This window comes from Flagellimonas eckloniae, from assembly GCF_001413955.1.
Lineage (GTDB): Bacteria > Bacteroidota > Bacteroidia > Flavobacteriales > Flavobacteriaceae > Flagellimonas > Flagellimonas eckloniae.
This window is the reverse complement of the sequence record NZ_LCTZ01000002.1, coordinates 920629-941179: the sequence shown is the minus strand read 5'-3', so window position 1 is coordinate 941179 and position 20551 is coordinate 920629. Positions and strand designations below refer to the sequence as shown.

23 protein-coding genes are annotated in these 20551 nt (G+C 36.7%); 15 read left to right on the top strand and 8 right to left on the bottom strand.

Going from position 1 to position 20551, the window contains the following annotated elements; translation table 11 throughout:
- Nucleotides 1-87: 87 nt before the first annotated feature.
- Together AAY42_RS04180 and AAY42_RS04175 are read left to right on the top strand one after the other, a co-directional pair.
- Nucleotides 88-567 carry an Lrp/AsnC family transcriptional regulator gene (locus AAY42_RS04180; RefSeq protein WP_055392737.1) on the top strand — a complete coding sequence of 160 codons (480 nt, stop codon included), beginning with the start codon at nt 88-90 and terminating at the stop codon, nt 565-567.
- A 27-nt stretch (nt 568-594) separates the two neighbouring features.
- The gene (locus AAY42_RS04175) at nt 595-1119 is read left to right on the top strand and encodes a DinB family protein (RefSeq protein WP_055392736.1); all 525 of its coding nucleotides are present in this window, start codon (nt 595-597) and stop codon (nt 1117-1119) included.
- 4 nt (nt 1120-1123) lie between these two features.
- On the opposite strand, the gene AAY42_RS04170 is transcribed toward AAY42_RS04175, so the two are convergent.
- Together AAY42_RS04170 and aroB are read right to left on the bottom strand one after the other, a co-directional pair.
- The gene (locus tag AAY42_RS04170) at nt 1124-1456 is read right to left on the bottom strand and encodes a hypothetical protein (protein ID WP_055392735.1); all 333 of its coding nucleotides are present in this window, start codon (nt 1454-1456) and stop codon (nt 1124-1126) included.
- A 93-nt stretch (nt 1457-1549) separates the two neighbouring features.
- Nucleotides 1550-2605, bottom strand: coding sequence for a 3-dehydroquinate synthase (aroB, locus tag AAY42_RS04165; protein WP_055392734.1), 1056 nt, complete (start codon nt 2603-2605; stop codon nt 1550-1552).
- Between the two features lie 91 nt (nt 2606-2696).
- Here aroB and AAY42_RS04160 point away from each other — a divergent pair, with 91 nt between their 5' ends.
- Nucleotides 2697-3869, top strand: a complete 1173-nt coding sequence (locus tag AAY42_RS04160) for a proline dehydrogenase family protein (RefSeq protein WP_055392733.1) — start codon at nt 2697-2699, stop codon at nt 3867-3869.
- Here the strand turns inward: AAY42_RS04160 and AAY42_RS04155 are convergent.
- The 6 genes from AAY42_RS04155 to porX form a co-directional block, all read right to left on the bottom strand.
- Nucleotides 3866-4237, bottom strand: a complete 372-nt coding sequence (locus tag AAY42_RS04155) for a hypothetical protein (RefSeq protein WP_055392732.1) — start codon at nt 4235-4237, stop codon at nt 3866-3868. The two genes, AAY42_RS04160 and AAY42_RS04155, sit on opposite strands and share 4 nt — an antisense overlap.
- A gap of 6 nt (nt 4238-4243) precedes the next feature.
- Nucleotides 4244-5443, bottom strand: a complete 1200-nt coding sequence (locus AAY42_RS04150; protein ID WP_055392731.1) for an alanine dehydrogenase — start codon at nt 5441-5443, stop codon at nt 4244-4246.
- Nucleotides 5444-5488: 45 nt separating this feature from the next.
- Nucleotides 5489-6031: a hypothetical protein gene (locus AAY42_RS04145; RefSeq protein WP_055392730.1), complete on the bottom strand. Its 543-nt coding sequence runs from the start codon at nt 6029-6031 to the stop codon at nt 5489-5491.
- A gap of 89 nt (nt 6032-6120) precedes the next feature.
- Complete coding sequence (locus AAY42_RS18545) at nt 6121-6255, bottom strand: hypothetical protein (RefSeq protein WP_262491950.1); 135 nt, start codon at nt 6253-6255, stop codon at nt 6121-6123.
- 173 nt (nt 6256-6428) lie between these two features.
- The gene (gene tsaE, locus AAY42_RS04140) at nt 6429-6845 is read right to left on the bottom strand and encodes a tRNA (adenosine(37)-N6)-threonylcarbamoyltransferase complex ATPase subunit type 1 TsaE (RefSeq protein ID WP_055392729.1); all 417 of its coding nucleotides are present in this window, start codon (nt 6843-6845) and stop codon (nt 6429-6431) included.
- A gap of 6 nt (nt 6846-6851) precedes the next feature.
- A complete protein-coding gene (gene porX / locus AAY42_RS04135) occupies nt 6852-8396 on the bottom strand; it encodes a T9SS response regulator signal transducer PorX (RefSeq protein WP_055392728.1) in 1545 nt (514 codons plus the stop codon).
- A 36-nt stretch (nt 8397-8432) separates the two neighbouring features.
- Here porX and AAY42_RS04130 point away from each other — a divergent pair, with 36 nt between their 5' ends.
- The 12 genes from AAY42_RS04130 (at nt 8433) to AAY42_RS04075 (ending at nt 20547) form a co-directional block, all read left to right on the top strand.
- Nucleotides 8433-9659, top strand: coding sequence for an HD domain-containing protein (locus tag AAY42_RS04130; RefSeq protein WP_055392727.1), 1227 nt, complete (start codon nt 8433-8435; stop codon nt 9657-9659).
- A 23-nt stretch (nt 9660-9682) separates the two neighbouring features.
- Nucleotides 9683-10708, top strand: coding sequence for a UDP-3-O-(3-hydroxymyristoyl)glucosamine N-acyltransferase (lpxD, locus tag AAY42_RS04125; RefSeq protein WP_055392726.1), 1026 nt, complete (start codon nt 9683-9685; stop codon nt 10706-10708).
- Nucleotides 10701-12107, top strand: coding sequence for a bifunctional UDP-3-O-[3-hydroxymyristoyl] N-acetylglucosamine deacetylase/3-hydroxyacyl-ACP dehydratase (locus tag AAY42_RS04120; protein WP_055392725.1), 1407 nt, complete (start codon nt 10701-10703; stop codon nt 12105-12107). The genes lpxD and AAY42_RS04120 overlap by 8 nt, the downstream gene beginning before the upstream one ends.
- Nucleotides 12108-12893 carry an acyl-ACP--UDP-N-acetylglucosamine O-acyltransferase gene (gene lpxA / locus AAY42_RS04115; RefSeq protein WP_055392724.1) on the top strand — a complete coding sequence of 262 codons (786 nt, stop codon included), beginning with the start codon at nt 12108-12110 and terminating at the stop codon, nt 12891-12893.
- 4 nt (nt 12894-12897) lie between these two features.
- Nucleotides 12898-13464: an elongation factor P gene (efp, locus tag AAY42_RS04110; protein WP_055392723.1), complete on the top strand. Its 567-nt coding sequence runs from the start codon at nt 12898-12900 to the stop codon at nt 13462-13464.
- Between the two features lie 6 nt (nt 13465-13470).
- The gene (locus tag AAY42_RS04105; RefSeq protein ID WP_055392722.1) at nt 13471-14406 is read left to right on the top strand and encodes a UDP-3-O-(3-hydroxymyristoyl)glucosamine N-acyltransferase; all 936 of its coding nucleotides are present in this window, start codon (nt 13471-13473) and stop codon (nt 14404-14406) included.
- Between the two features lie 65 nt (nt 14407-14471).
- Complete coding sequence (gene sucD, locus AAY42_RS04100) at nt 14472-15344, top strand: succinate--CoA ligase subunit alpha (RefSeq protein ID WP_055392721.1); 873 nt, start codon at nt 14472-14474, stop codon at nt 15342-15344.
- 110 nt (nt 15345-15454) lie between these two features.
- Nucleotides 15455-16201 carry a 3-oxoacyl-[acyl-carrier-protein] reductase gene (gene fabG, locus AAY42_RS04095; protein ID WP_055392720.1) on the top strand — a complete coding sequence of 249 codons (747 nt, stop codon included), beginning with the start codon at nt 15455-15457 and terminating at the stop codon, nt 16199-16201.
- Between the two features lie 5 nt (nt 16202-16206).
- Nucleotides 16207-18240 (top strand): hypothetical protein, encoded by a 2034-nt coding sequence (locus tag AAY42_RS04090; RefSeq protein WP_055392719.1) that lies wholly within the window; start codon nt 16207-16209, stop codon nt 18238-18240.
- Between the two features lie 10 nt (nt 18241-18250).
- Nucleotides 18251-19066 carry a prohibitin family protein gene (locus AAY42_RS04085; RefSeq protein WP_055392718.1) on the top strand — a complete coding sequence of 272 codons (816 nt, stop codon included), beginning with the start codon at nt 18251-18253 and terminating at the stop codon, nt 19064-19066.
- Nucleotides 19067-19268: 202 nt separating this feature from the next.
- On the top strand, nt 19269-20126 hold the full coding sequence (gene hisG, locus AAY42_RS04080) for an ATP phosphoribosyltransferase (RefSeq protein ID WP_055392717.1): 858 nt from the start codon (nt 19269-19271) through the stop codon (nt 20124-20126).
- Nucleotide 20127: 1 nt separating this feature from the next.
- Entirely contained in the window at nt 20128-20547 is a 420-nt protein-coding gene (locus AAY42_RS04075; protein WP_055392716.1) for a GNAT family N-acetyltransferase, read from the top strand.
- Nucleotides 20548-20551 lie beyond the last annotated feature (4 nt).

Below are 20551 nucleotides of genomic sequence, written 5' to 3'. Positions count from 1 at the left end.
GTAGTTTGTTACATTTTATTTAAAAAAAGCACATTTTTTTTAAATATATTTTCTTAATTACTTAATTTTGCTGAAAATACCAATACAATGAGTAAAGTAAAATTAGACGAAATTGACCACCAGATATTAGACATGTTGATTGATAATACCCGTACACCATTTACGGATATTGCCAAAAAGCTATTAATTTCCGCAGGAACAGTCCATGTTAGAGTTAAGAAAATGGAAGAATCTGGAATAATAAAAGGTTCTTCACTTACTTTGGATTATGTGAAACTTGGTTATTCTTTTATCGCATACGTAGGGATTTTTCTTGAGAAAACACATCAAACAAAATTTGTTTTAGAGCGACTTAACCAGATTCCATATGTAACCGTTGCCCATATCACCACAGGGAAATTCAATATTTTCTGTAAAATCAGGGCTAAGGACACTACCCATGCAAAAAACATCATTTTTAAGATTGATGACATTGATGGCATAAGTAGAACGGAGACTATGATTTCATTGGAGGAGAGCATAAACGACAAAAAACGTTTAATGCATACTATCTTCAACGAACTTTAACAAGCAAGAAAACAGAAATTTTATTTTATGTTGAGTTCAGAGTTACCTATTTCTGAATACAATTCCTTTTACCATACATATATTCTGGCTTTAGGAGAAGTAACTCTAAGGGAAGAACTTGAGGATGGCAAAGAGGCTTTTTTATCAGTACTAAAAGATGTAGATAGTGACGCATTGAATTATGCGTATGCAAATGGAAAATGGACCTTGGCCGAAGTTCTGATGCATATCATTGATGCAGAACGGGTATTTCAATATAGGGCACTTCGGTTTGCAAGGAATGATAGCAGACCATTGCCCGGTTTTGACCAGAATGTTTTTATAAAAGGATTGAATATATCTGGAAAAGCAAAGAATGAAATCCGTAGCGAATACGAAGCGGTAAGAAATGCTACGATAAACCTGTTTAAGTCCTTTAATACTGATGTGTTAAAAAGAGTAGGTATCGCCAGTGACTCAGAAATGAGCGTAAGGGCTATGGGATTTATTATATGTGGGCACCAAGCCCATCATCTAACAATAATCCGTGAACGTTATTTAGAGGGAAAGTAGTTTTTTAGTATAGACTATCGGTTTCTAAATCCCTATCCGTTTCCAATTCGGCATTACCAAGTCCTTCTTGTTCAGAATCTAATTCAACTTTAGCAGCTTTATCCAATTCTTTCTCCATATTCTCTTCAAAGTTGGAGATAAAATTGGAAAGGCTCTGACTAATTTTGACCAAGTATACCGTATCGTCAGTTTTTACCTCAACAGCTTCAATAATTTCTCCATTGGGCTTTTTAAGGGAAATAATGTCTTCATCGCCATATCCATAAGGGTAGGAGTCTATTAAACTAGCGGCAGCGGTGTGATTCAGTTTTTTGTAATCAATTAATATTCGCTTCATAGTGGATGTTTTAATTTCTTATCCTAAACTATGAATTTTTATAAGTGATAATTTCAAAGAGTTGTAAACCCTAAGTTTTAGTATACGAAGTGGTTATTCTTTGTAGTAAGCGAACGCTTTATGAAAAAGATCCACGGGAACTTTAACATCTGTAACAGCTTTTCCAATAGCTTGGAGCAATACAAAATTCACATCCCCGTGCGAATTCTTCTTGTCATATTTTAAAAGAGTGATTATGGCTTTTATGTCCTCAGCATTAAAATCAACACGTTCAAAATGCGTTAAAAAAGTATCCTTTATCTCTTGTAGAGATAGTTTGGACAACCCCTTTAATTCGTGGGATAGAAATCCCTCCAAAATCATACCCACGGCTATGGCCTCACCATGCAACAAAGTTTCTCTATCTGGGTTTTCCAGGCAGTAAGACTCAATGGCATGCCCAAGGGTATGTCCAAAATTCAAAATCTTACGTATACCCTGCTCGGTGGGATCTTGGGTAACTACATCGTTCTTTATGGCAATAGATTTTTTAATGCATTTAGCATCCGTAAAATCGTTTTCACTTTTAAGAGACTTCCAATATTCCGCATCTTTGATAAGGCCATGTTTCAACATCTCGGCATACCCACTTACAATTTGTCTGGAATCTAGGGTATTCAAAAACTTAGGGAAAACCAATACCATTTGTGGTTGGTTGATCACACCGATTTGATTTTTCAAGGAACCAAGGTCAACTCCCGTTTTACCCCCCACCGAAGCATCAACCATTGATAGTAGGGTAGTGGGAATATTTATAAAATCTATTCCACGTTTAAATGTCGATGCCACAAAACCACCCAAATCAGTAAGTACTCCGCCACCAAGATTAATCAACAAACTTTTTCTATCCCCACCGTTATCAGACAACAGACTCCATACTGTCGAACATGTTTCAATTGTTTTATGTATTTCACCAGATAGGATTTCAAAAATTGCATCAGCTTTGATATCCAATTTTTTTTTGAATAGCGGCAAACAATGCTTTTTTGTATTCTCATCAACCAAAACAAATACCTTGGAATAATTACTTTTTGCAATATGTTGTCTAAGAGCGGCTTCCGCCAATTCCTCCAAATGCACTTCGTAAGATTGCGATTTAATAAATTCCATAGTTCAAATTACACTGCAAAATAAAGGCTAATTTTATTGATATTGTTCTAGAATCACTACTTATATTTGATTCGTTAATAGATTCACAAGAATGAACCCAAATTTTGAGAATACAACAATTGCTTTTCAATTAAAAACAGATTCTGAATTAGAAAGGGCATACTTTTTATTCAAGCTGATTGCCAATGAACCCTTGGTGAAAATTGGTACAGCGGTTACAAACTTTGCCATTAAGGCCCATCTGCCCATTGAAGGGCTGATACGTGCCACTGTTTTTGACCATTTCTGCGGTGGAGTCACAGAAGAAGATTGCCTTACGGTGATTGACAAGATGTACGAAAAAGGTGTTTTCTCGATTTTAGATTATTCCGTTGAGGGCAAAAAAAATGAAGATCAATTTGATTTTGCCTTAGCAAAAACGTTGCAGGTGCTGGATTTTGTCAAGGAAAAAGATGCCATTCCTTTTGCCGTTTTTAAACCTACGGGGTTTGGCCGCTTTGAGTTGTATGAAAAAGTAAGCGCTGGGAAGGTGTTGAATGTTGACGAAGCAGAGGAATGGAAAAGAGTCATTGATAGGTATAATCAAGTTTGCAAAAAAGCCCATGACCTAGATGTTTCCTTACTTATCGACGCTGAAGAAAGTTGGATTCAAGATGCAGCGGATAATCTGGTGTTGGAGATGATGCGAAAATACAACAAGGAAAAACCAGTTGTTTTCAATACCTTACAGATGTACCGATGGGATAGGTTGGAGTACTTGGAAAAATTGAATGGTATTGCCGTTTCCGAAAATTTCAAGATTGGACTTAAGGTAGTTCGCGGTGCCTATATGGAGAAGGAAAATGAACGAGCCGAGGAAATGAACTACGAGAGTCCTATTTGCAAATCGAAACAGGCCACAGATGATAATTTCAATGCAGCTATTTCATATATGATGGACCGCTTGGAAACAATTTCAATTTTTGCGGGTACCCATAACGAAGAAAGTTGCTTAAAGCTCATACAGCAAATGGAAACGAAAAATATTAATGCAGATAATCCAAATATTTGGTTTGGCCAACTTTATGGCATGAGCGACCATATTACATTTAATCTAACCGCCGAAGGCTATAATGCTGCAAAATATGTTCCCTATGGCCCGGTACGGGATGTTATGCCTTACTTGATTCGAAGAGCCGAAGAGAATACCTCAGTGGCTGGACAAACTACAAGAGAGCTTGCGCTCTTGCAGAGAGAAAAGAAACGTAGAAAGTTGAACGATTAATTTGTTGCACTAAGACTTTCTGCAACAATCTTATCACTACAACTTTTTGTTTTTAAATGCCATTCTTTTCCTTCTATGGATTTGGAAATATAATATGTCTTACACAATTCAGATTTCGTATCGCTTTTGCCAAAATCGATATCCCCATCGGTCAAAAATGATTGTATCAAAACAGTGTCTTTTTCTTGATTGAAATTCTCTGAAAAAACTAGAGGTTTGGACCTCATATCCTTTAAAACCCTACAGTTGGGAAAGTAACAAAACTCCGCCCCGGTTTCCTTAGATTTTTTCTTCAGGAAGAAAACAAGAAATACGATTCCAATGGATAGTCCTACCATATACCATCCTAAGCGTTTTAAAAATGCCATGTTGTTTTAGAAAATGAGAAAATTAATATCGTTGTAGATCAAACCAAACCAGTCTCCTACAGATTTATTCGTCAGAATACCATGATACAAATACAGCCCGTTTCGTAAACCTTTATCAAAGCGAAGCGAATGTTCCAATCCACCATCTTCACCAATTTTTAGGAGATACGGTGTAAATATATTACTGATCGATATGGAAGAAGTCCTGGGGTATCGTGAAGGAATATTGGGAACACCATAATGGATCACGTCAAATTTTTCAATTGTTGGTTTGTCATGACTGGTAATCTCCGATGTTTCAAAGCACCCACCCATGTCAATACTAACATCAATGATCACGGCACCTCTCTTCATATTCTCGACCATTGTGCTTGAAACTACAACAGGAGAACGATCTTGACCTCTAGTGGCACCTATGGCAACATCACACCGCTTAAGTGATTTTAAAAGATTTTTTGGTTGAATAGTTGATGTATAAACGGTTTGATTTAAGTTGGTCTGAATGTTTCGCAATTTAGTTATGGAGTTATCAAATACTTTGATGTTGGCTCCAAGCCCCAAAGCTGATCGTGCAGCAAATTCGCCAACAGTACCCGCCCCAATTATAACAACTTCAACTGGAGGAACACCGCTAATATTGCCAAACATTAGTCCATTTCCCTTATTAGTTGTAGCCATCAGTTCAGAAGCAATTAGAATTGAGGAAATTCCAGCAATCTCACTCAAAGATCTAACCGCAGGGTATTTTCCATCCTCATCCCTTATATATTCAAAAGCTATGGCCGTCAATCTTTTTTTAGCCATCGCCTCAAAATATTCCTTGGATTGTGTTTTTATCTGCAACGCGGATATTACAATGGTCTGCGGATTTAGCAAATCAATTTCTGATAGGGTAGGAGGTTCCACTTTTAGAATTAACGGACAGGAAAAGACTTTTTTAGTATCCCGGGTAATCTCCGCACCGGCATTGGTATAATCAACATCAGAAAAATTTGCGCCATTTCCCGCGCCAGACTCAATAAGGACCCTATGTCCGTGTGCCGTGATTGCATTGACCGCATCTGGCGTAAGACAAATACGTTTTTCTTGGTACTGATTTTCTTTTGGAATACCAATGAATAGTTCTCCTTTTTGTTTAAGAATTTCTAGAGTTTCCTCTTGGGGTAAAAGTTGCTGTTTGCTAAACGGAGATGTTGGTTGATTCATAAAATGAAAATCTGTATATTATCCCAAAAAGATATGGAAACAAATTTACATTTTTTTTGAAAGGGTATTTTGTCGTTGCTCCAGTTTCTCGCGTTCCTTGCGAAGCTCTTCTTTTTCTTTCAATATTTGAAGCTCAGTATCCATGGCCTTAAGATCAATTCCATGAACATGCTTGTCTACCAATTTTACCCTAATAAAATAGACTATAGGAACAATAACCATTGTCACTGCAATAACATAAAGAATTTCATTCTCATCAATATTCTTGGATTCATAAGTTAAAACATTGTACAATTGGAAACTATACATAGCAATAGGGATAAGAATGGCATGGTACCACCAATGTTTTGAGGTAACAAACCAAATTATCAATAGTAACAAGGGTACAATTTTACCAAAATAATAGTATATGGCATCACTTACGTAACCAAATCCATTTTCAGTAAATTCAAACCCCAGGAAACTCCAAGTTTTTGCTTCGGGAGAAATATATTTATATGCATAGAAAAATATAGGAGTTAGAGCAATCATAAGAGATATCAACCCCTCAATAATAAATCTCTTTCTAATAGTAGCTTTATTCTTCATTACTCACATAACTCAGAAATCCTAAAATTATTGTAAAAAAAATCCCTTTGCCAAAACAAAGGGATTTTAAAAGTAGATTAGATTAAAAATTATAATTTTTTTAATCTATCTTTTCTGATGCTGGTTTTTTGGTCCTCATCGATATCTACAACATTAGTTGATACCGCAGTCATCGCCAAAAAAGCAACAGCCAATAATCCAAAAAATAGTCTTTTAGTGTTCATCGTAAAAGAGTTTTTGGTTAATAAATGAATTCATTTCAAGAACAAATGTAGGAAATTTTCCTTACCTACCTTGCATTTCATCGATAAAAATTGCTTTTAATCCCAAAAAGGGAGCTTTTAATCGACAGATTTGCTGTTCATCGAAACTTTGGAAAAGATATGTTTTAATAAAGTCAATCAAGACTAAAATCGATTGAGCGGGTGTTTTCATCGATAAACTGTAAGTAAATAAATACAGCATCTTCAGGCAGTAATGATTTGATATTTTCAGGCCACTCCACAAATAACCAGGCGTTGGAATTAAAATAATCCTCCAGCCCTAAATCCAGAGCTTCCCCTTCATTTTCAATTCGATAAAAATCAAAATGGTAGGCAAGTAGATTATCATTTTCATCGTGATATTCGTTCACCAAACCAAAAGTGGGGCTGTTAGCCAAGTCAATACCCCCAAGCTCTTTTACGATTTCTTTTATCAAAGTTGTCTTTCCTGCCCCCATATCACCATAAAAACAAAGGATTTTACTGTCTGAAGCTTTGAGGATACTTTTAGAAATGCTGGGGAGGTCTTCTAATCGAAATATTTTTTTCACAACATTCTATTTTGCATCTAAAACTATAAAAGGAACTATCATTTCTTCAAGGGAGACACCTCCATGCTGATAGGTATTTCTATAGTATCCAACATAATGGTTGTAATTATTGGGATACGCGAAAAACAAATCATTCTTCGCAAAAATATAACTACTACTTAAATTGATATTTGGCAAGTGGATGCTTTGTGGGTTTTTGGTTGCCAGAACATCCTTGTCCTCATAAGTAAGACTTCTACCGGTTTTATATCTTAGATTAAGACTTGTTTCTCTGTCACCTATAACTTTAGAAGGCTGTTTTACGTTTATGGTGCCGTGATCTGTGGTTAATATCAATTTCATGCCCATATTTTGTGCTTGTTGGATAATCTCCAGAAGCGGTGAATTTTTAAACCAACTCAGTGTAAGCGAACGATACGCCTTATCGTTGGATGCCAATTCCTTGATTACCTCCATCTCTGTTTTTGAATGTGAAAGCATGTCCACAAAATTATATACAAGTACGGTAAGGTCATTATCTTTTTGTAATCTAAAATTCTGGGCCAATTGTTTTCCCTGGCGAAGGTTACTAATTTTATGATACTCCCATTTTAAATCCAACCCAAGTCGTTTTAACTGGGCTCCCAAAAATTCAGCTTCAAAAAGATTTTTACCTCCTTCATCTGTATCATTTTTCCACCAATCAGGATGTTGTTTTTCCATATCCAAGGGCATCAAGCCAGAAAAAATTGCATTTCGGGCATACTGGGTAGCCGTTGGTAGAATGCTATAATAGGATGATTCTTGTTTTTTCTTATAATGTACAGCCAGGGTCTCTTCAAAAGCCAACCATTGGTCGTACCGAAGATTATCGATAACAATCAACAATGTCTTATTTCCTACTAATTCTGGTTGAATCTTTTTTCTGAAAAGAGTATGGGACATTACGGGTGGGTCACTCTCCTGAAACCATTCACTGTAATTTTTATCCACAAACTTGCTGAACTGAGAATTGGCTTCTACCTTTTGTGATTCCAAAATTTCAAACATACCTGAATCTTCAATTTCTTCCAGTTGAAGTTCCCAATAAATTAGCTTCTTATAAAGTTCGGCCCATTCTTCTTGACTATTTACCATAGATAAATCCATGGCGATTTTTCGAAATTCCTGTTGGTAGTTTGATGTGGTTTTTTCAGACACAAGCCGGGAGTTGTCCAAGCTCTTCTTTAAGGACAATAATATTTGATTTGGATTTACTGGCTTAATTAAATAATCTGCAATTTTAGAGCCAATGGCCTCGTCCATTATATATTCTTCCTCACTTTTGGTAATCATTACCACTGGGATGGAAGCATCATGTTTTTTAATTTCAGTCAAAGTTTCCAGTCCAGAAATTCCCGGCATGTTCTCATCCAAAAAAACAATATCAAAAAATGTATTTTTTATCTCCTCCAATGCATCTTGACCACTTTGACTAGTAACTACTTCATAGTTTTTGTTTTCCAGAAAAAGGATATGGGGTTTTAATAGGTCGATTTCATCATCGACCCATAGAATAGTGATCTTGTTCATATAGTAGTTATCTTTGTATAATTAAAACAAACTTCCTTGGCCCAAACCAATAAGCTTAAAGTTTTTAACGATCCAATTTACGGTTTTATTGGAACACCAAATGAACTTATTTTTAGTCTTATAGCTCACCCGTACTTTCAAAGACTACGCCGAATTTCGCAGATGGGTATGTCCTATCTTGTTTATCCTGGGGCCCACCATACAAGATTTCACCATGCGCTCGGTAGCATGCATCTAATGACAAAGGCAATTCAAACCCTCAGGTGGAAAAATATTGAGATTACTTCAGAAGAAGAAACAGGCCTCCTTTGTGCTATCTTACTGCATGATATTGGCCATGGTCCTTTTTCACATGCCTTGGAAGGGTTCATAATATCAGATTTAAGCCATGAAGAAATTTCTCTGGAGTTTATGGTTAAATTGAATAAAGAATTCAATGGTCAGCTTGATACCGCAATTGCCATTTTCAGGGGAAAATATTCCAAACCTTTTATGAATCAATTAGTATCCAGTCAATTGGATATGGACCGATTGGATTATTTAAAGCGTGATAGTTTTTATTCTGGGGTTACTGAGGGAAACATAAATTCGGAACGCCTCATTTCAATGTTGAATGTGGTTGATGGGAATTTGGTGATTGAAGAAAAAGGAATCTATGCGGTTGAGAAATTTTTAATGGCGCGTAGGTTTATGTACTGGCAGGTATATCTGCATAAAACGGGACTTGTTGCCGAACAATTATTGGTTCGTATCATGAGGAGGGCCAGAGAGTTGATATTAGATGGAAAAGAATTGGATGGAAGCCGAGATTTTCTATTCTTCTTGAAGAATAATACCAAAGCTAATTTTGATTCTCAAATTTTAAAAAGATTCTCTCTTTTGGATGATATTGATATTCTAGGAGCATTAAAATCCTGGCAGTTTTATGATGATTTTGTGCTTTCTAAAATGTGCAAGATGCTTTTAAATAGAACATTGTTAAACGTAAATATTAAAAATACCCCTATAGACGCCCGTTGGTCGGCTGAAAGACTAAAAACGACAACCCAAGTATATGGGATAACAGCTGAGGAAGCTTCCTACTTTGTATTCAAAGGAGAAATCTCCAACAAGGCATACAATGAAAACCATCAAGCCATTAATATTCTCAAAAAAAATGGAAAAGTTACTGATGTGCTTAAAGAGTCTGACCAACTTAGTTTAAAAGCACTTTCTAAAACGGTAACAAAATATTATAGCTGTTATCCAAAAGAACCCGTTTAACAAATTTTGTTACTTTTGCTGCAATGAAATTTACCGCCACCCAAATTGCCGGACTTTTAGAGGGAGAAGTTGAGGGAAATCCTCAGATTGCTGTTCACAAACTATCTAAAATTGAAGAAGGTGAAAAAGGATCTCTGACTTTCTTGGCGAACCCAAAGTACACCTCTTTTATTTACTCTACTAAAGCTTCCATTACCATTGTTAATAGGGATTTTATTCCTGAACAAGATTTATCCACTACATTAATAAAGGTAGAGGATGCCTATAAGTCTTTTTCAAAGTTATTGGAGTATTATAACCAAGTAAAGAACAATAAGTCTGGTATTGAAAATCCAACTTTTATTTCGGAAAGTGCTTCATATGGAGATGGATTTTATCTTGGAGCTTTTTCTTATTTGGGAGATAATGTGAAAATAGGGGAGAATGTGAAAATTTACCCTAACGTATATATTGGAGACAATGTAACCATTGGCAATAATGTAATTGTATATGCAGGAGCAAAGATATATTCGGAATCAATAGTTGGAGAGACATGTGTAATTCATAGTGGAGCAATAATTGGAGCTGATGGTTTTGGTTTTACTCCAAATGAAAAGGGAGAATATAGTAAGGTGCCACAAACGGGAAATGTTATCTTGGAAGAAAACGTAGACGTAGGTGCCGGAACAACAATTGATAGAGCCACTTTAGGTTCAACAATTTTGAGAAAGGGAGTAAAATTAGACAATCAAATACAAATTGCCCATAATGTAGAGATTGGAGAGCATACTGCTATTGCGGCACAAACTGGAATTGCGGGTTCCACCAAAATAGGGAAATATTGCCTCATTGGCGGACAAGTTGGTATTGTTGGACATATTACAATTGGAGATAGAGTGAGAATCCAAGCTCAGTCAGGGATAGGAAGAAACGTTAAGGATGATGAGGTTCTTCAAGGATCACCGGCATTAAATTACGGAGACTATAATAAATCATACGTACATTTTAAAAATTTACCAAAGTTGGTAAATACAATCACCAACCTTGAAAAAAAAGTAGAAGGTGAATAAGACCAATATCAAACAACGAACCATAAATAAAAAAGTAACCTTAGAAGGAGTAGGGTTACATACCGGAGAAAATGTTACGATGACTTTTGTTCCCGCTAAGGAAAATCATGGGTTTGCCTTTAAAAGAGTAGACCTTGAAGGAGAACCAATAATTGAGGCAGATGCCAACTATGTTGTGAACACGCAACGTGGCACCAATCTTGAAAAAAATGGCGTAAAAATCCAAACTTCAGAACATGTTCTTGCTGCCTTGGTAGGCCTTGACATTGATAATGTTCTTATAGAATTGGATTCTCCAGAACCTCCTATCATGGACGGTTCTTCAAAGTTTTTTGTTGAGGCCCTTGAAGAAGCAGGAATTGTAGAACAAGAACAGAATCGTGAAGAATACATAGTCAAAGATGTGATTACCTATAAGGATGAAGCTACCGGTAGCGAAATTACCGTAATCCCATCCGATGAGTATCAGATAACTACAATGGTCGATTTTGGAACTAAGGTTTTAGGTACTCAAAATGCTACTTTGGAACAAATTTCCAATTTTAAGACTGATATAGCCGATGCGCGTACCTTTAGCTTTTTACATGAGTTGGAAATGCTATTGGAGCATGGACTTATAAAAGGCGGGGACCTTAATAATGCTATCGTTTATGTGGACAAAGAGATTTCAGAATCCACAATGAAAAAACTCGAAAAAGCTTTCAATAAAGAAAAATTGTCTGTAAAGCCAAATGGTATATTAGACAATCTTACATTGCACTATCCCAATGAAGCGGCTCGCCATAAATTATTGGATGTGGTTGGCGACTTGGCATTAGCAGGTACTCGTATTAGAGGTAAAGTCATCGCCAATAAGCCGGGACATTATGTGAACACACAATTTGCGAAGAAACTTTCCAAAATAATTAAAATAGAAAAAAGGAATAAGGTCCCAACTTATGATTTGAATCAAACTCCACTGATGGATGTTACCCAAATCATGGATATGTTGCCGCATAGACCTCCTTTTTTGCTCGTAGATAAAATCTTGGAACTTTCAGATACCCATGTTGTTGGCGTTAAAAATGTTACTATGAATGAGCCTTTCTTTGTGGGTCATTTTCCAGGAGCTCCAGTAATGCCTGGCGTTCTACAGGTAGAGGCAATGGCACAAACTGGAGGTATTTTGGTTCTTAGTACAGTTCCTGACCCAGAAAACTATCTTACCTTTTTCATGAAGATAGATAATGTCAAATTCAAACAACAAGTAGTTCCTGGAGATACGTTGATATTTAAATGTGATTTGATTTCACCTATTCGACGTGGAATTTGTCATATGCAAGCATATGCCTATGCAAACGGAAAATTGGTCTCCGAAGCTGAATTAATGGCTCAAATTGTAAAAACCAAAAACGACTAAATGAATCAGCCACTTGCTTATGTCCATCCAGGAGCAAAAATTGCCAAAAATGTGGTGATTGAGCCTTTTACTACAATTCACAACAATGTCACAATTGGACAGGGTACGTGGATAGGTTCCAATGTTACCATAATGGAAGGCGCCCGAATAGGAAAGAATTGTAACATTTTCCCGGGAGCAGTCATCTCTGCAATGCCACAAGACTTAAAATATAAAGGAGAAGAGACCACGGTTCATATAGGGAACAATACAACCATACGGGAATGTGCCACCATCAATAAAGGTACATCTGATCGTATGAAAACAGTAATCGGCAATAACTGTTTGATTATGGCCTATTGTCACGTTGCCCATGACTGTTTTGTTGGTGACGGTTGTATCTTTAGTAATGATTCTACATTGGCAGGTCATGTTACCATTGGACAAAATGTGGTATTGGCCGGAATGGTGGCTGTGCACCAATTTGTTTCAATAGGAAACCATGCTTTCGTTACGGGTGGATCTTTGGTAAGAAAGGATGTACCTCCCTTTGTCAAAGCTGCAAGAGAGCCACTTTCTTACGTTGGAATCAATTCAATAGGTTTACGAAGAAGAGGGTTCGAGGCAAATAAAATAAGAGAGATCCAAAACATTTATCGAATATTGTATCAAAAAAACTATAATAACTCCCAAGCAGCTTCAATAATAGAGGCAGAAATGGAAGCAACTCCGGAACGTGATGAAATCCTTCAATTTATTAGGGATTCGCAAAGAGGAATCATGAAAGGCTATTTCAGTTCAAATTAAAATTATGGCAAGTACTTCAGATATTAGAAAAGGATTGTGCATCAAATACAATCATGATATTTTCAAGATAATTGAGTTTCTTCATGTAAAACCAGGTAAAGGACCTGCTTTTGTACGAACAAAGCTAAAAAGTGTTACTACGGGAAAAGTAATAGACAATACATTTTCCGCAGGACATAAAATAGATGATGTACGGGTAGAGACAAGATCTTACCAGTATCTCTATGCAGAAGGAGATACGTTTCATTTTATGAATACAGACGATTACAATCAAATTACATTGGAGAAAAGTTCGTTGGATGCACCTGACCTTTTAAAAGAAGGAGAGGTTGTGACTATTCTTTTTAATACTGAGGACAGTATGCCACTATCTGTTGATATGCCCGCAAGTGTTATTTTGGAAATAACCCACACAGAACCTGGAGTTAAGGGTAATACTGCAACCAATGCCACAAAGCCCGCTACGGTTGAAACTGGAGCTCGGGTAAATGTTCCATTGTTTATCAATGAAGGGGATAAAATAAAAGTGGATACTGAAAAAGGAGCCTACTTAGAACGGATAAAAGAATAGTCCGTAATGAAATTCCCAAAATCGTATACCCTAAAGGAAATTTCAGAAATTATTGGTTCCAGTTATGTTGGGAATGATGATTTTCCAGTATTGGGAATGAATGAAATTCATGTGGTTGAGGAAGGGGATATAGTTTTTGTAGATCATCCAAAGTATTATGATAAAGCATTGGAATCCAGAGCCACGGTGGTTCTCATCAACAAACAAGTAGAATGTCCAGAGGGTAAGGCACTACTTATTTCCCAAGATCCTTTCACTGATTTCAACAAACTAACCCAATTTTTCAAACCCTTTCAGAGTGCCAGTACCACAATAGCACCAACAGCAAAAATTGGAGAAGGCACCATAATACAACCTAACACCTTTATAGGCAATAATGTGAATATTGGAAAGGATTGTATCATTCATGCCAATGTCACCATCTATGACAATTGCGTAATTGGAAATAACGTGACAATCCATAGCGGAACGGTACTAGGGGCAGACGCATTCTATTATAAAAACAGACCAGAAGGATTTGACAAATTACTTTCAGGAGGTAGAGTGGTCATTAAGGACAATGTAGACATAGGAGCTTCATGCAGCATAGATAGGGGTGTTACCGGTGATACCACCATTGGAGAAGGAACAAAACTCGATAATCAAATACAAATAGGCCATGATACCGTGATTGGCAAAAAATGTCTCATTGCTTCCCATACAGGAATAGCTGGTTGTGTGGTTGTTGAAGATGAAGTCACTTTATGGGGACAGGTTGGAGTTATTAGTGGTATTACCATTGGTAAAGGCGCTGTTGTTTATGCACAATCTGGAGTTGCAAACAGTTTGGAAGGCGGCAAGACATATTTTGGAAGTCCGGCCTTGGAAGCCCGGGCAAAAATGAAAGAGTTGGCCATAATAAAGAATATTCCATCAATGCTTAAGAAGGCTAAGCAGAAATAGCACAAAATTTACTTTAAATTTTAGGGGCAAAGCCATACTTTTGTCCAGCGAAATAATTAAAAAATATGAGTGTTCTAGTAAATAAGGATTCAAAAATAATTGTTCAAGGTTTTACAGGGAGTGAAGGAACTTTCCATGCTGGTCAAATGATCGAGTATGGAACCAACGTAGTTGGTGGTGTTACACCTGGAAAAGGAGGTCAGGAACATTTGGGCAAGCCAGTTTTCAATACCGTTGAAGATGCGGTTAAACATGTTGGTGCCGATACGACTATTATTTTTGTACCACCAGCATTTGCAGCGGACGCCATCATGGAAGCAGCAAGTGCAGGCATTAAGGTAATTATAACGATTACCGAAGGGATTCCTGTTGCTGATATGGTCAAGGCAAATGATTACATTAAGAACCTAGACTGTACACTTGTAGGTCCTAACTGCCCAGGCGTTATCACACCTGAAGAGGCAAAAGTAGGAATCATGCCAGGATTTGTTTTCAAAAAAGGAAATGTGGGTATTGTTTCAAAATCTGGAACATTGACATATGAAGCTGCCGATCAGGTAGTGCGCCAAGGATTGGGAATTACTACTGCCATTGGAATTGGTGGAGATCCAATTATTGGAACAACTACAAAAGAAGCCGTAGAACTTCTAATTAATGATCCTGAGACTGAATGTGTGGTAATGATTGGTGAGATTGGTGGCCAACTGGAGGCTGATGCAGCCAAATGGTATAAAGAAAGTGGAAGCAAAAAGCCCATTGTAGGATTTATAGCTGGTGAAACTGCTCCCGCTGGGAGAACCATGGGACATGCAGGTGCTATAGTTGGAGGTAGTGATGATACAGCGCAAGCTAAAAAAAGAATCATGAGCGAATGTGGAATCCACGTTGTGGATTCTCCAGCGAAAATAGGTGTAAAGGTAAAAGAGGTGATTGGGTAACCAATCGTTAAAACTATTGTAAATCCCGTGTAATACGGGATTTTTTTTCATCAAAAAGTAAAACAAAAACTATATTTGGTCAACAACCATTCGAATAAATTTGGAATAGCATGAAACTTTTAGAAGGCAAAAATGTAATTATTACAGGTGCAAGCAGAGGAATAGGAAGAGGGATAGCACAGGTATTTGGACAACATGGGGCCAATGTGGCTTTCACCTATAGCTCTAGTGAAGCTCCGGCTCTTGAATTGGAAAAGGAACTTACCAATTTGGGCGTAAAAGCAAAAGCTTATAAAAGTAATGCTGCAAGTTTTTCAGAGTCAGAAGAGTTGGTTGCAAAAGTATTGGAAGATTTTGATGGCATTGATGTGCTCATCAACAATGCAGGAATTACGAAAGACAATTTGCTGATGCGAATGGGCGAAGAAGATTTTGATAAAGTGATAGAAATCAATTTAAAATCTGTCTTTAATATGACCAAAGCTGTACAGCGCACCTTGTTGAAACAACGCAAAGGATCCATCATAAATATGAGCAGTGTTGTTGGGGTAAAAGGAAATGCAGGACAGACAAACTATGCTGCTTCCAAGGCCGGTATGATTGGATTTACCAAATCTGTAGCCCTTGAACTTGGCTCTAGAAATATTCGTTGCAATGCCATAGCACCTGGTTTTATTGAAACGGAGATGACAGATAAATTGGATGAAAAAACAGTTCAGGGCTGGAGAGATGCCATTCCATTAAAAAGAGGCGGAAGTCCTGAAGATGTTGCCAATGCATGTTTGTACCTGGCTTCAGATTTATCAGCTTACGTTACTGGTCAAGTAATCAACGTTGATGGCGGTATGCTAACCTAAAATGAATGGAAATACGTACGGTACTCCTTATTATCTTGGCAGCAATCGTTGCCCTTACCATCGTATTTTATCAATACTTTTATAAGAATCAAAGAAAAGGCACACTCAAAACTTTTTTGGCCGGACTTCGGTTTTTGACACTTTTTTGCACACTTCTTATACTGATAAATCCGAAGTTTACAAAACAAGAATATTTCATAGAAAAAAGCAATCTCATTGTTTTGGTTGATGATTCTTTCTCTATGCAAGAGTCTTCGGAGAAAGCTGTGGTGACCGGGCAGGTAATGAAAGTAATTGAAAATGAAGCTCTCAATGAGCGTTTTTCAATGCATCAGTATGCATTTGGTGTTGAAATCGTAGAAACGGACTCACTCAGTTTTCAGAAAAAGAATACTGATATTGCCAATGCCCTTTTAAAGACAGATGAAATTTTTTCCTCAAATTCCAATACAGTAGTTCTTTTTACGGATGGCAACCAAACTTTGGGAAGGGATTACACTTACCTAGATCTAAGTAAAACACTATCAGTCAATCCAGTTGTTATTGGAGATACTACGGCGTATGAAGATATTTCTATCGGTCTGGTAAATACGAATACGTATGCCTTTCTTAAAAATAAGTTTCCGATTGAGGCCACCATTTTATATCAAGGCGCGAGACCCGTTTCAAAAATGGTAACCATTTCAATGAACGGGAAATCCATTTATAGAGAAAACGTAAGCTTTGGCACAAATGAGAACAGTAAAACCATCAACGCGCTTTTAGAAGCTGAAAGTGTAGGCATAAAATCAATAAAAATTGAAGTTCAGGAATTAGCAAACGAGAGAAATAAGTTCAACAATAAAAAGGAAACTGCAATTGAGGTTATTGACGAAAAAACCAATATCACCATTGTTTCTGATATACTGCACCCAGATATAGGCGCGCTAAAAAAATCAATTGAGGTGAATGAACAGCGCTCTGTCAATATTTTAAAGCCAACGGTTTCCGTTGATAGATTTGAGGACACCGATGTCTTTATTCTGTATCAGCCAGATCGTACATTCAGAAACATTTACAATTACCTTTCCAAGACAAAACCGAGTACTTTTACCATTACGGGCACAAAAACAGATTGGGGCTTCGTCAACAATGCCCAGCAAAGTTTTTCAAAAGAAAACTTCAATCAAAGTGAGGAAATACTACCCGTTCTCAACAATGCTTTTGACATTTTTGGACTTTCAGATTTCAGCGTAACGGATTTTCCTCCACTGCAAAACAATTTAGGAGATATCACGCTCAAGAAAAATGCGGAGGCCATACTTTTCCAGAACATTAGAGGGATTACTTTAGATAAACCGCTTTTTACAATTATTGCTGAAAACAAACAAAAGGAGGCCGTTCTATTTGGAGAAAACTTGTGGAAATGGAGAGCTCAAGTATATCGTAATAGTAAAAGCTTTAAGAGTTTTGACGACTTTATTGGTAGGTTGATGATTTATTTAACCAGCAACAACCAAAGGAGTAGATTGGAATTGGATTTTGATTTTGTCTATGATGATTCAAGTGTTGCAAAAGTTAGGGCATCATATTTTGATGAAAGCTATGTCTTTGACCCAAATTCAAACATTAATATTGAAGTAAAGGGGCAAGGAAATAATTTTTCCAGAGAATCACCAATGCTATTGAAAGGTTCTTTTTTTGAAGCCGATTTAAGTGATTTGGAAGCAGGAGAATATACTTTTAAGGTAACTGCGCAAAAGGAAAACCTAAAGAGATCAGGGTCATTTAAAATATTGGATTTCAATCCTGAAAAACAATTGATTTCAGCCAATCATAAAAAACTACAACAGCTTGCAGAAAGCACAAATGCAAAAGTTTACTTTCCAAATACGTTGGATTCGCTCATAGAGGTTTTATCAACATCCGAACAGTATGTCCCTGTTCAAAAGAGCAAGCAAAATGTCGTATCTTTAATCGATTTTAGGGTCTTGTTAGGTTTTATTGCATTGACCCTTGCATTGGAATGGATTGTCAGAAAATATAACGGATTAATATAAAATAAATAAAATGGATAGATTACCAAAAATTGCACTGCCCGTAGTGGCAGTTATTATTTTCGCAATAATATTGATTTCAAAGTCTGCGGTTACCATTGGATCAGGTGAAGCGGGAGTTTTGTACAAAACCTTTGGAGGCGGTGTTGTAACGGATGAGCCTGCCCTAGGGGAAGGTTTTCATTTAGTGGCTCCCTGGAACAAGGTATACGTTTATGAAGTTAGACAGCAAGAGGTTTTTGAAAAAATGCAAGTGCTTTCTTCCAATGGATTGGAAATAAAGCTGGATGCTTCAGCATGGTTTCAACCAAAATATGGAGATTTAGGAAAATTGCATCAAGAAAAAGGCGAGTCTTATGTAGATCGTGTTTTACTCCCTACCATTCGTTCTGCTGCTAGGAGTGTTGTAGGGCGCTATACACCGGAACAATTATACTCCAGTAAAAGAGATGCCATACAACAAGAAATTTTTGAAGAAACCAAAAAAATTGTGGATGGTCAGTACATTCAATTGAACGAAGTGCTTGTAAGGGATGTTACTTTACCTCCAACAATCAAAGAGGCTATTGAACGTAAATTAAAGCAAGAGCAAGAATCTTTAGAATATGAGTTTAGATTAGTAACAGCCTCCAAAGAAGCTGAAAAAGTACGTATTGAAGCACAGGGTAAAGCTGATGCAAACCGTATCTTAAGTGCCTCTTTAACAGATAAGATACTTCAAGACAAAGGAATAGATGCTACCTTAGAGCTTTCTAAATCCCCAAATTCTAAAGTTGTCATTGTTGGTTCAGGAGATTCAGGTTTACCATTAATTTTGGGAAATAACTAAATAAATCTTTTTTGATATAAAAATATATTCTACTTTTGAAGTCGAAATGAGAAACAAAAACACACATCATCACCATTTTTATACTTGCACTCAAGCGAGATAGAAATGTATTGTTGTTTTTAAAATATATTCTAAACCCGTTTGAGAAATCAAACGGGTTTTGTTTTTGGACCTATTTGGTTTCCAAACAAAATTTAATAAAATGACTAAGATTAGAATTGCCGTTCAAAAAAGTGGGCGTTTAAATCAAGACTCCTTATCAATTTTAAAAGATTGTGGGATTTCCATAGATAATGGAAAAGACCAGCTAAAAGCTACTGCCCGTAACTTCCCTTTAGAGGTTTTATACCTCAGAAATGGGGATATTCCTCAGTATTTAAGAGATGGAGTAGTGGATATTGCTATTCTAGGGGAAAATGTTTTGGTAGAAAAAGGTGACGATATTTCCATAGCTGAGAAGTTGAATTTTTCTAAATGCAGGGTTTGCTTGGCCGTACCCAAAGGAATTACGTATAACTCGGTTAAGGATTTTGAAGGAAAACGTATTGCAACCTCTTACCCAAACACTGTAAATGATTATCTAAAATCAAAAGGGGTAACTGCGGACTTACATATTATCAATGGGTCGGTAGAAATCGCGCCCAATATTGGACTTGCTGATGGTATTTGCGATATTGTTTCAAGTGGAAGTACACTCTTTAAAAACAATTTAAAAGAAGTTGAAGTGATTTTGGAGAGTGAAGCGGTATTGGCTGTATCTCCAAAAATTTCCCAAGAACGAAAGGAAATTCTGGAAAAACTTCAATTTAGGATAAAATCAGTTTTGCAGGCAAGACAAAATAAATATGTCTTGTTGAATGCACCTAATGATAAATTAGAGAAGATTATTGCTCTATTACCTGGAATGCGAAGTCCAACAGTTTTACCACTGGCCGAAGAAGGTTGGAGTTCAGTACATACAGTCATCAAAAAGAATACTTTCTGGGAGGTTATTGATGAGTTAAAATTGGCTGGAGCTGAGGGAATTTTAGTATGCCCAATTGAAAAAATGGTAGTGTAAAATGTATGATATAAAATTCATAGAAGAGCAAAACCAGAATGAGATTGTTCCGTTCCTCGAAAAACTGGATGCTTCTATTCCTGTTGAAGTTTTGAAAGAACGTTTAGAGAACATGTTTCAGAATGCGTATAAATGTATTGGTGTTTATCACGGTCCCAAACTTATAGGTATATCAGGTTTATGGGTATTGACAAAATACTATATTGGAAAGCATATCGAGCCAGATAACGTATATATTATAAGTGAGTATCAAGGTAAGGGAATTGGAAAACAGTTAATGGAGTGGATTTTCAATTACGGCAAATCAATAGGTTGTAACGGTTCTGAACTCAACTGCTATACAAAGAATGAATCTGGGCAAAGATTCTGGGAAAGTCAAGGATATGTAATGGTAGGATATCACTACCAAAAAAGATTCTGAAAGC

Excerpts from the sequence above, each read along its gene's own strand:
- AAY42_RS04170 (WP_055392735.1), bottom strand. The coding sequence starts at position 1,456 with ATGAAGCGAATATTAATTGATTACAAAAAACTGAATCACACCGCTGCC.
- AAY42_RS04085 (WP_055392718.1), top strand. The coding sequence starts at position 18,251 with ATGGATAGATTACCAAAAATTGCACTGCCCGTAGTGGCAGTTATTATT.
- porX (WP_055392728.1), bottom strand. The coding sequence starts at position 8,396 with ATGAACAAGATCACTATTCTATGGGTCGATGATGAAATCGACCTATTA.
- AAY42_RS04160 (WP_055392733.1), top strand. The coding sequence starts at position 2,697 with ATGAACCCAAATTTTGAGAATACAACAATTGCTTTTCAATTAAAAACA.
- AAY42_RS04145 (WP_055392730.1), bottom strand. The coding sequence starts at position 6,031 with ATGAAGAATAAAGCTACTATTAGAAAGAGATTTATTATTGAGGGGTTG.
- AAY42_RS04105 (WP_055392722.1), top strand. The coding sequence starts at position 13,471 with ATGAAATTCCCAAAATCGTATACCCTAAAGGAAATTTCAGAAATTATT.
- lpxA (WP_055392724.1), top strand. The coding sequence starts at position 12,108 with ATGAATCAGCCACTTGCTTATGTCCATCCAGGAGCAAAAATTGCCAAA.
- AAY42_RS04180 (WP_055392737.1), top strand. The coding sequence starts at position 88 with ATGAGTAAAGTAAAATTAGACGAAATTGACCACCAGATATTAGACATG.
- lpxD (WP_055392726.1), top strand. The coding sequence starts at position 9,683 with ATGAAATTTACCGCCACCCAAATTGCCGGACTTTTAGAGGGAGAAGTT.
- sucD (WP_055392721.1), top strand. The coding sequence starts at position 14,472 with ATGAGTGTTCTAGTAAATAAGGATTCAAAAATAATTGTTCAAGGTTTT.
- AAY42_RS04155 (WP_055392732.1), bottom strand. The coding sequence starts at position 4,237 with ATGGCATTTTTAAAACGCTTAGGATGGTATATGGTAGGACTATCCATT.
- AAY42_RS04175 (WP_055392736.1), top strand. The coding sequence starts at position 595 with ATGTTGAGTTCAGAGTTACCTATTTCTGAATACAATTCCTTTTACCAT.
- AAY42_RS18545 (WP_262491950.1), bottom strand. The coding sequence starts at position 6,255 with ATGAACACTAAAAGACTATTTTTTGGATTATTGGCTGTTGCTTTTTTG.
- AAY42_RS04150 (WP_055392731.1), bottom strand. The coding sequence starts at position 5,443 with ATGAATCAACCAACATCTCCGTTTAGCAAACAGCAACTTTTACCCCAA.
- hisG (WP_055392717.1), top strand. The coding sequence starts at position 19,269 with ATGACTAAGATTAGAATTGCCGTTCAAAAAAGTGGGCGTTTAAATCAA.
- AAY42_RS04090 (WP_055392719.1), top strand. The coding sequence starts at position 16,207 with ATGGAAATACGTACGGTACTCCTTATTATCTTGGCAGCAATCGTTGCC.
- AAY42_RS04075 (WP_055392716.1), top strand. The coding sequence starts at position 20,128 with ATGTATGATATAAAATTCATAGAAGAGCAAAACCAGAATGAGATTGTT.
- efp (WP_055392723.1), top strand. The coding sequence starts at position 12,898 with ATGGCAAGTACTTCAGATATTAGAAAAGGATTGTGCATCAAATACAAT.
- aroB (WP_055392734.1), bottom strand. The coding sequence starts at position 2,605 with ATGGAATTTATTAAATCGCAATCTTACGAAGTGCATTTGGAGGAATTG.
- fabG (WP_055392720.1), top strand. The coding sequence starts at position 15,455 with ATGAAACTTTTAGAAGGCAAAAATGTAATTATTACAGGTGCAAGCAGA.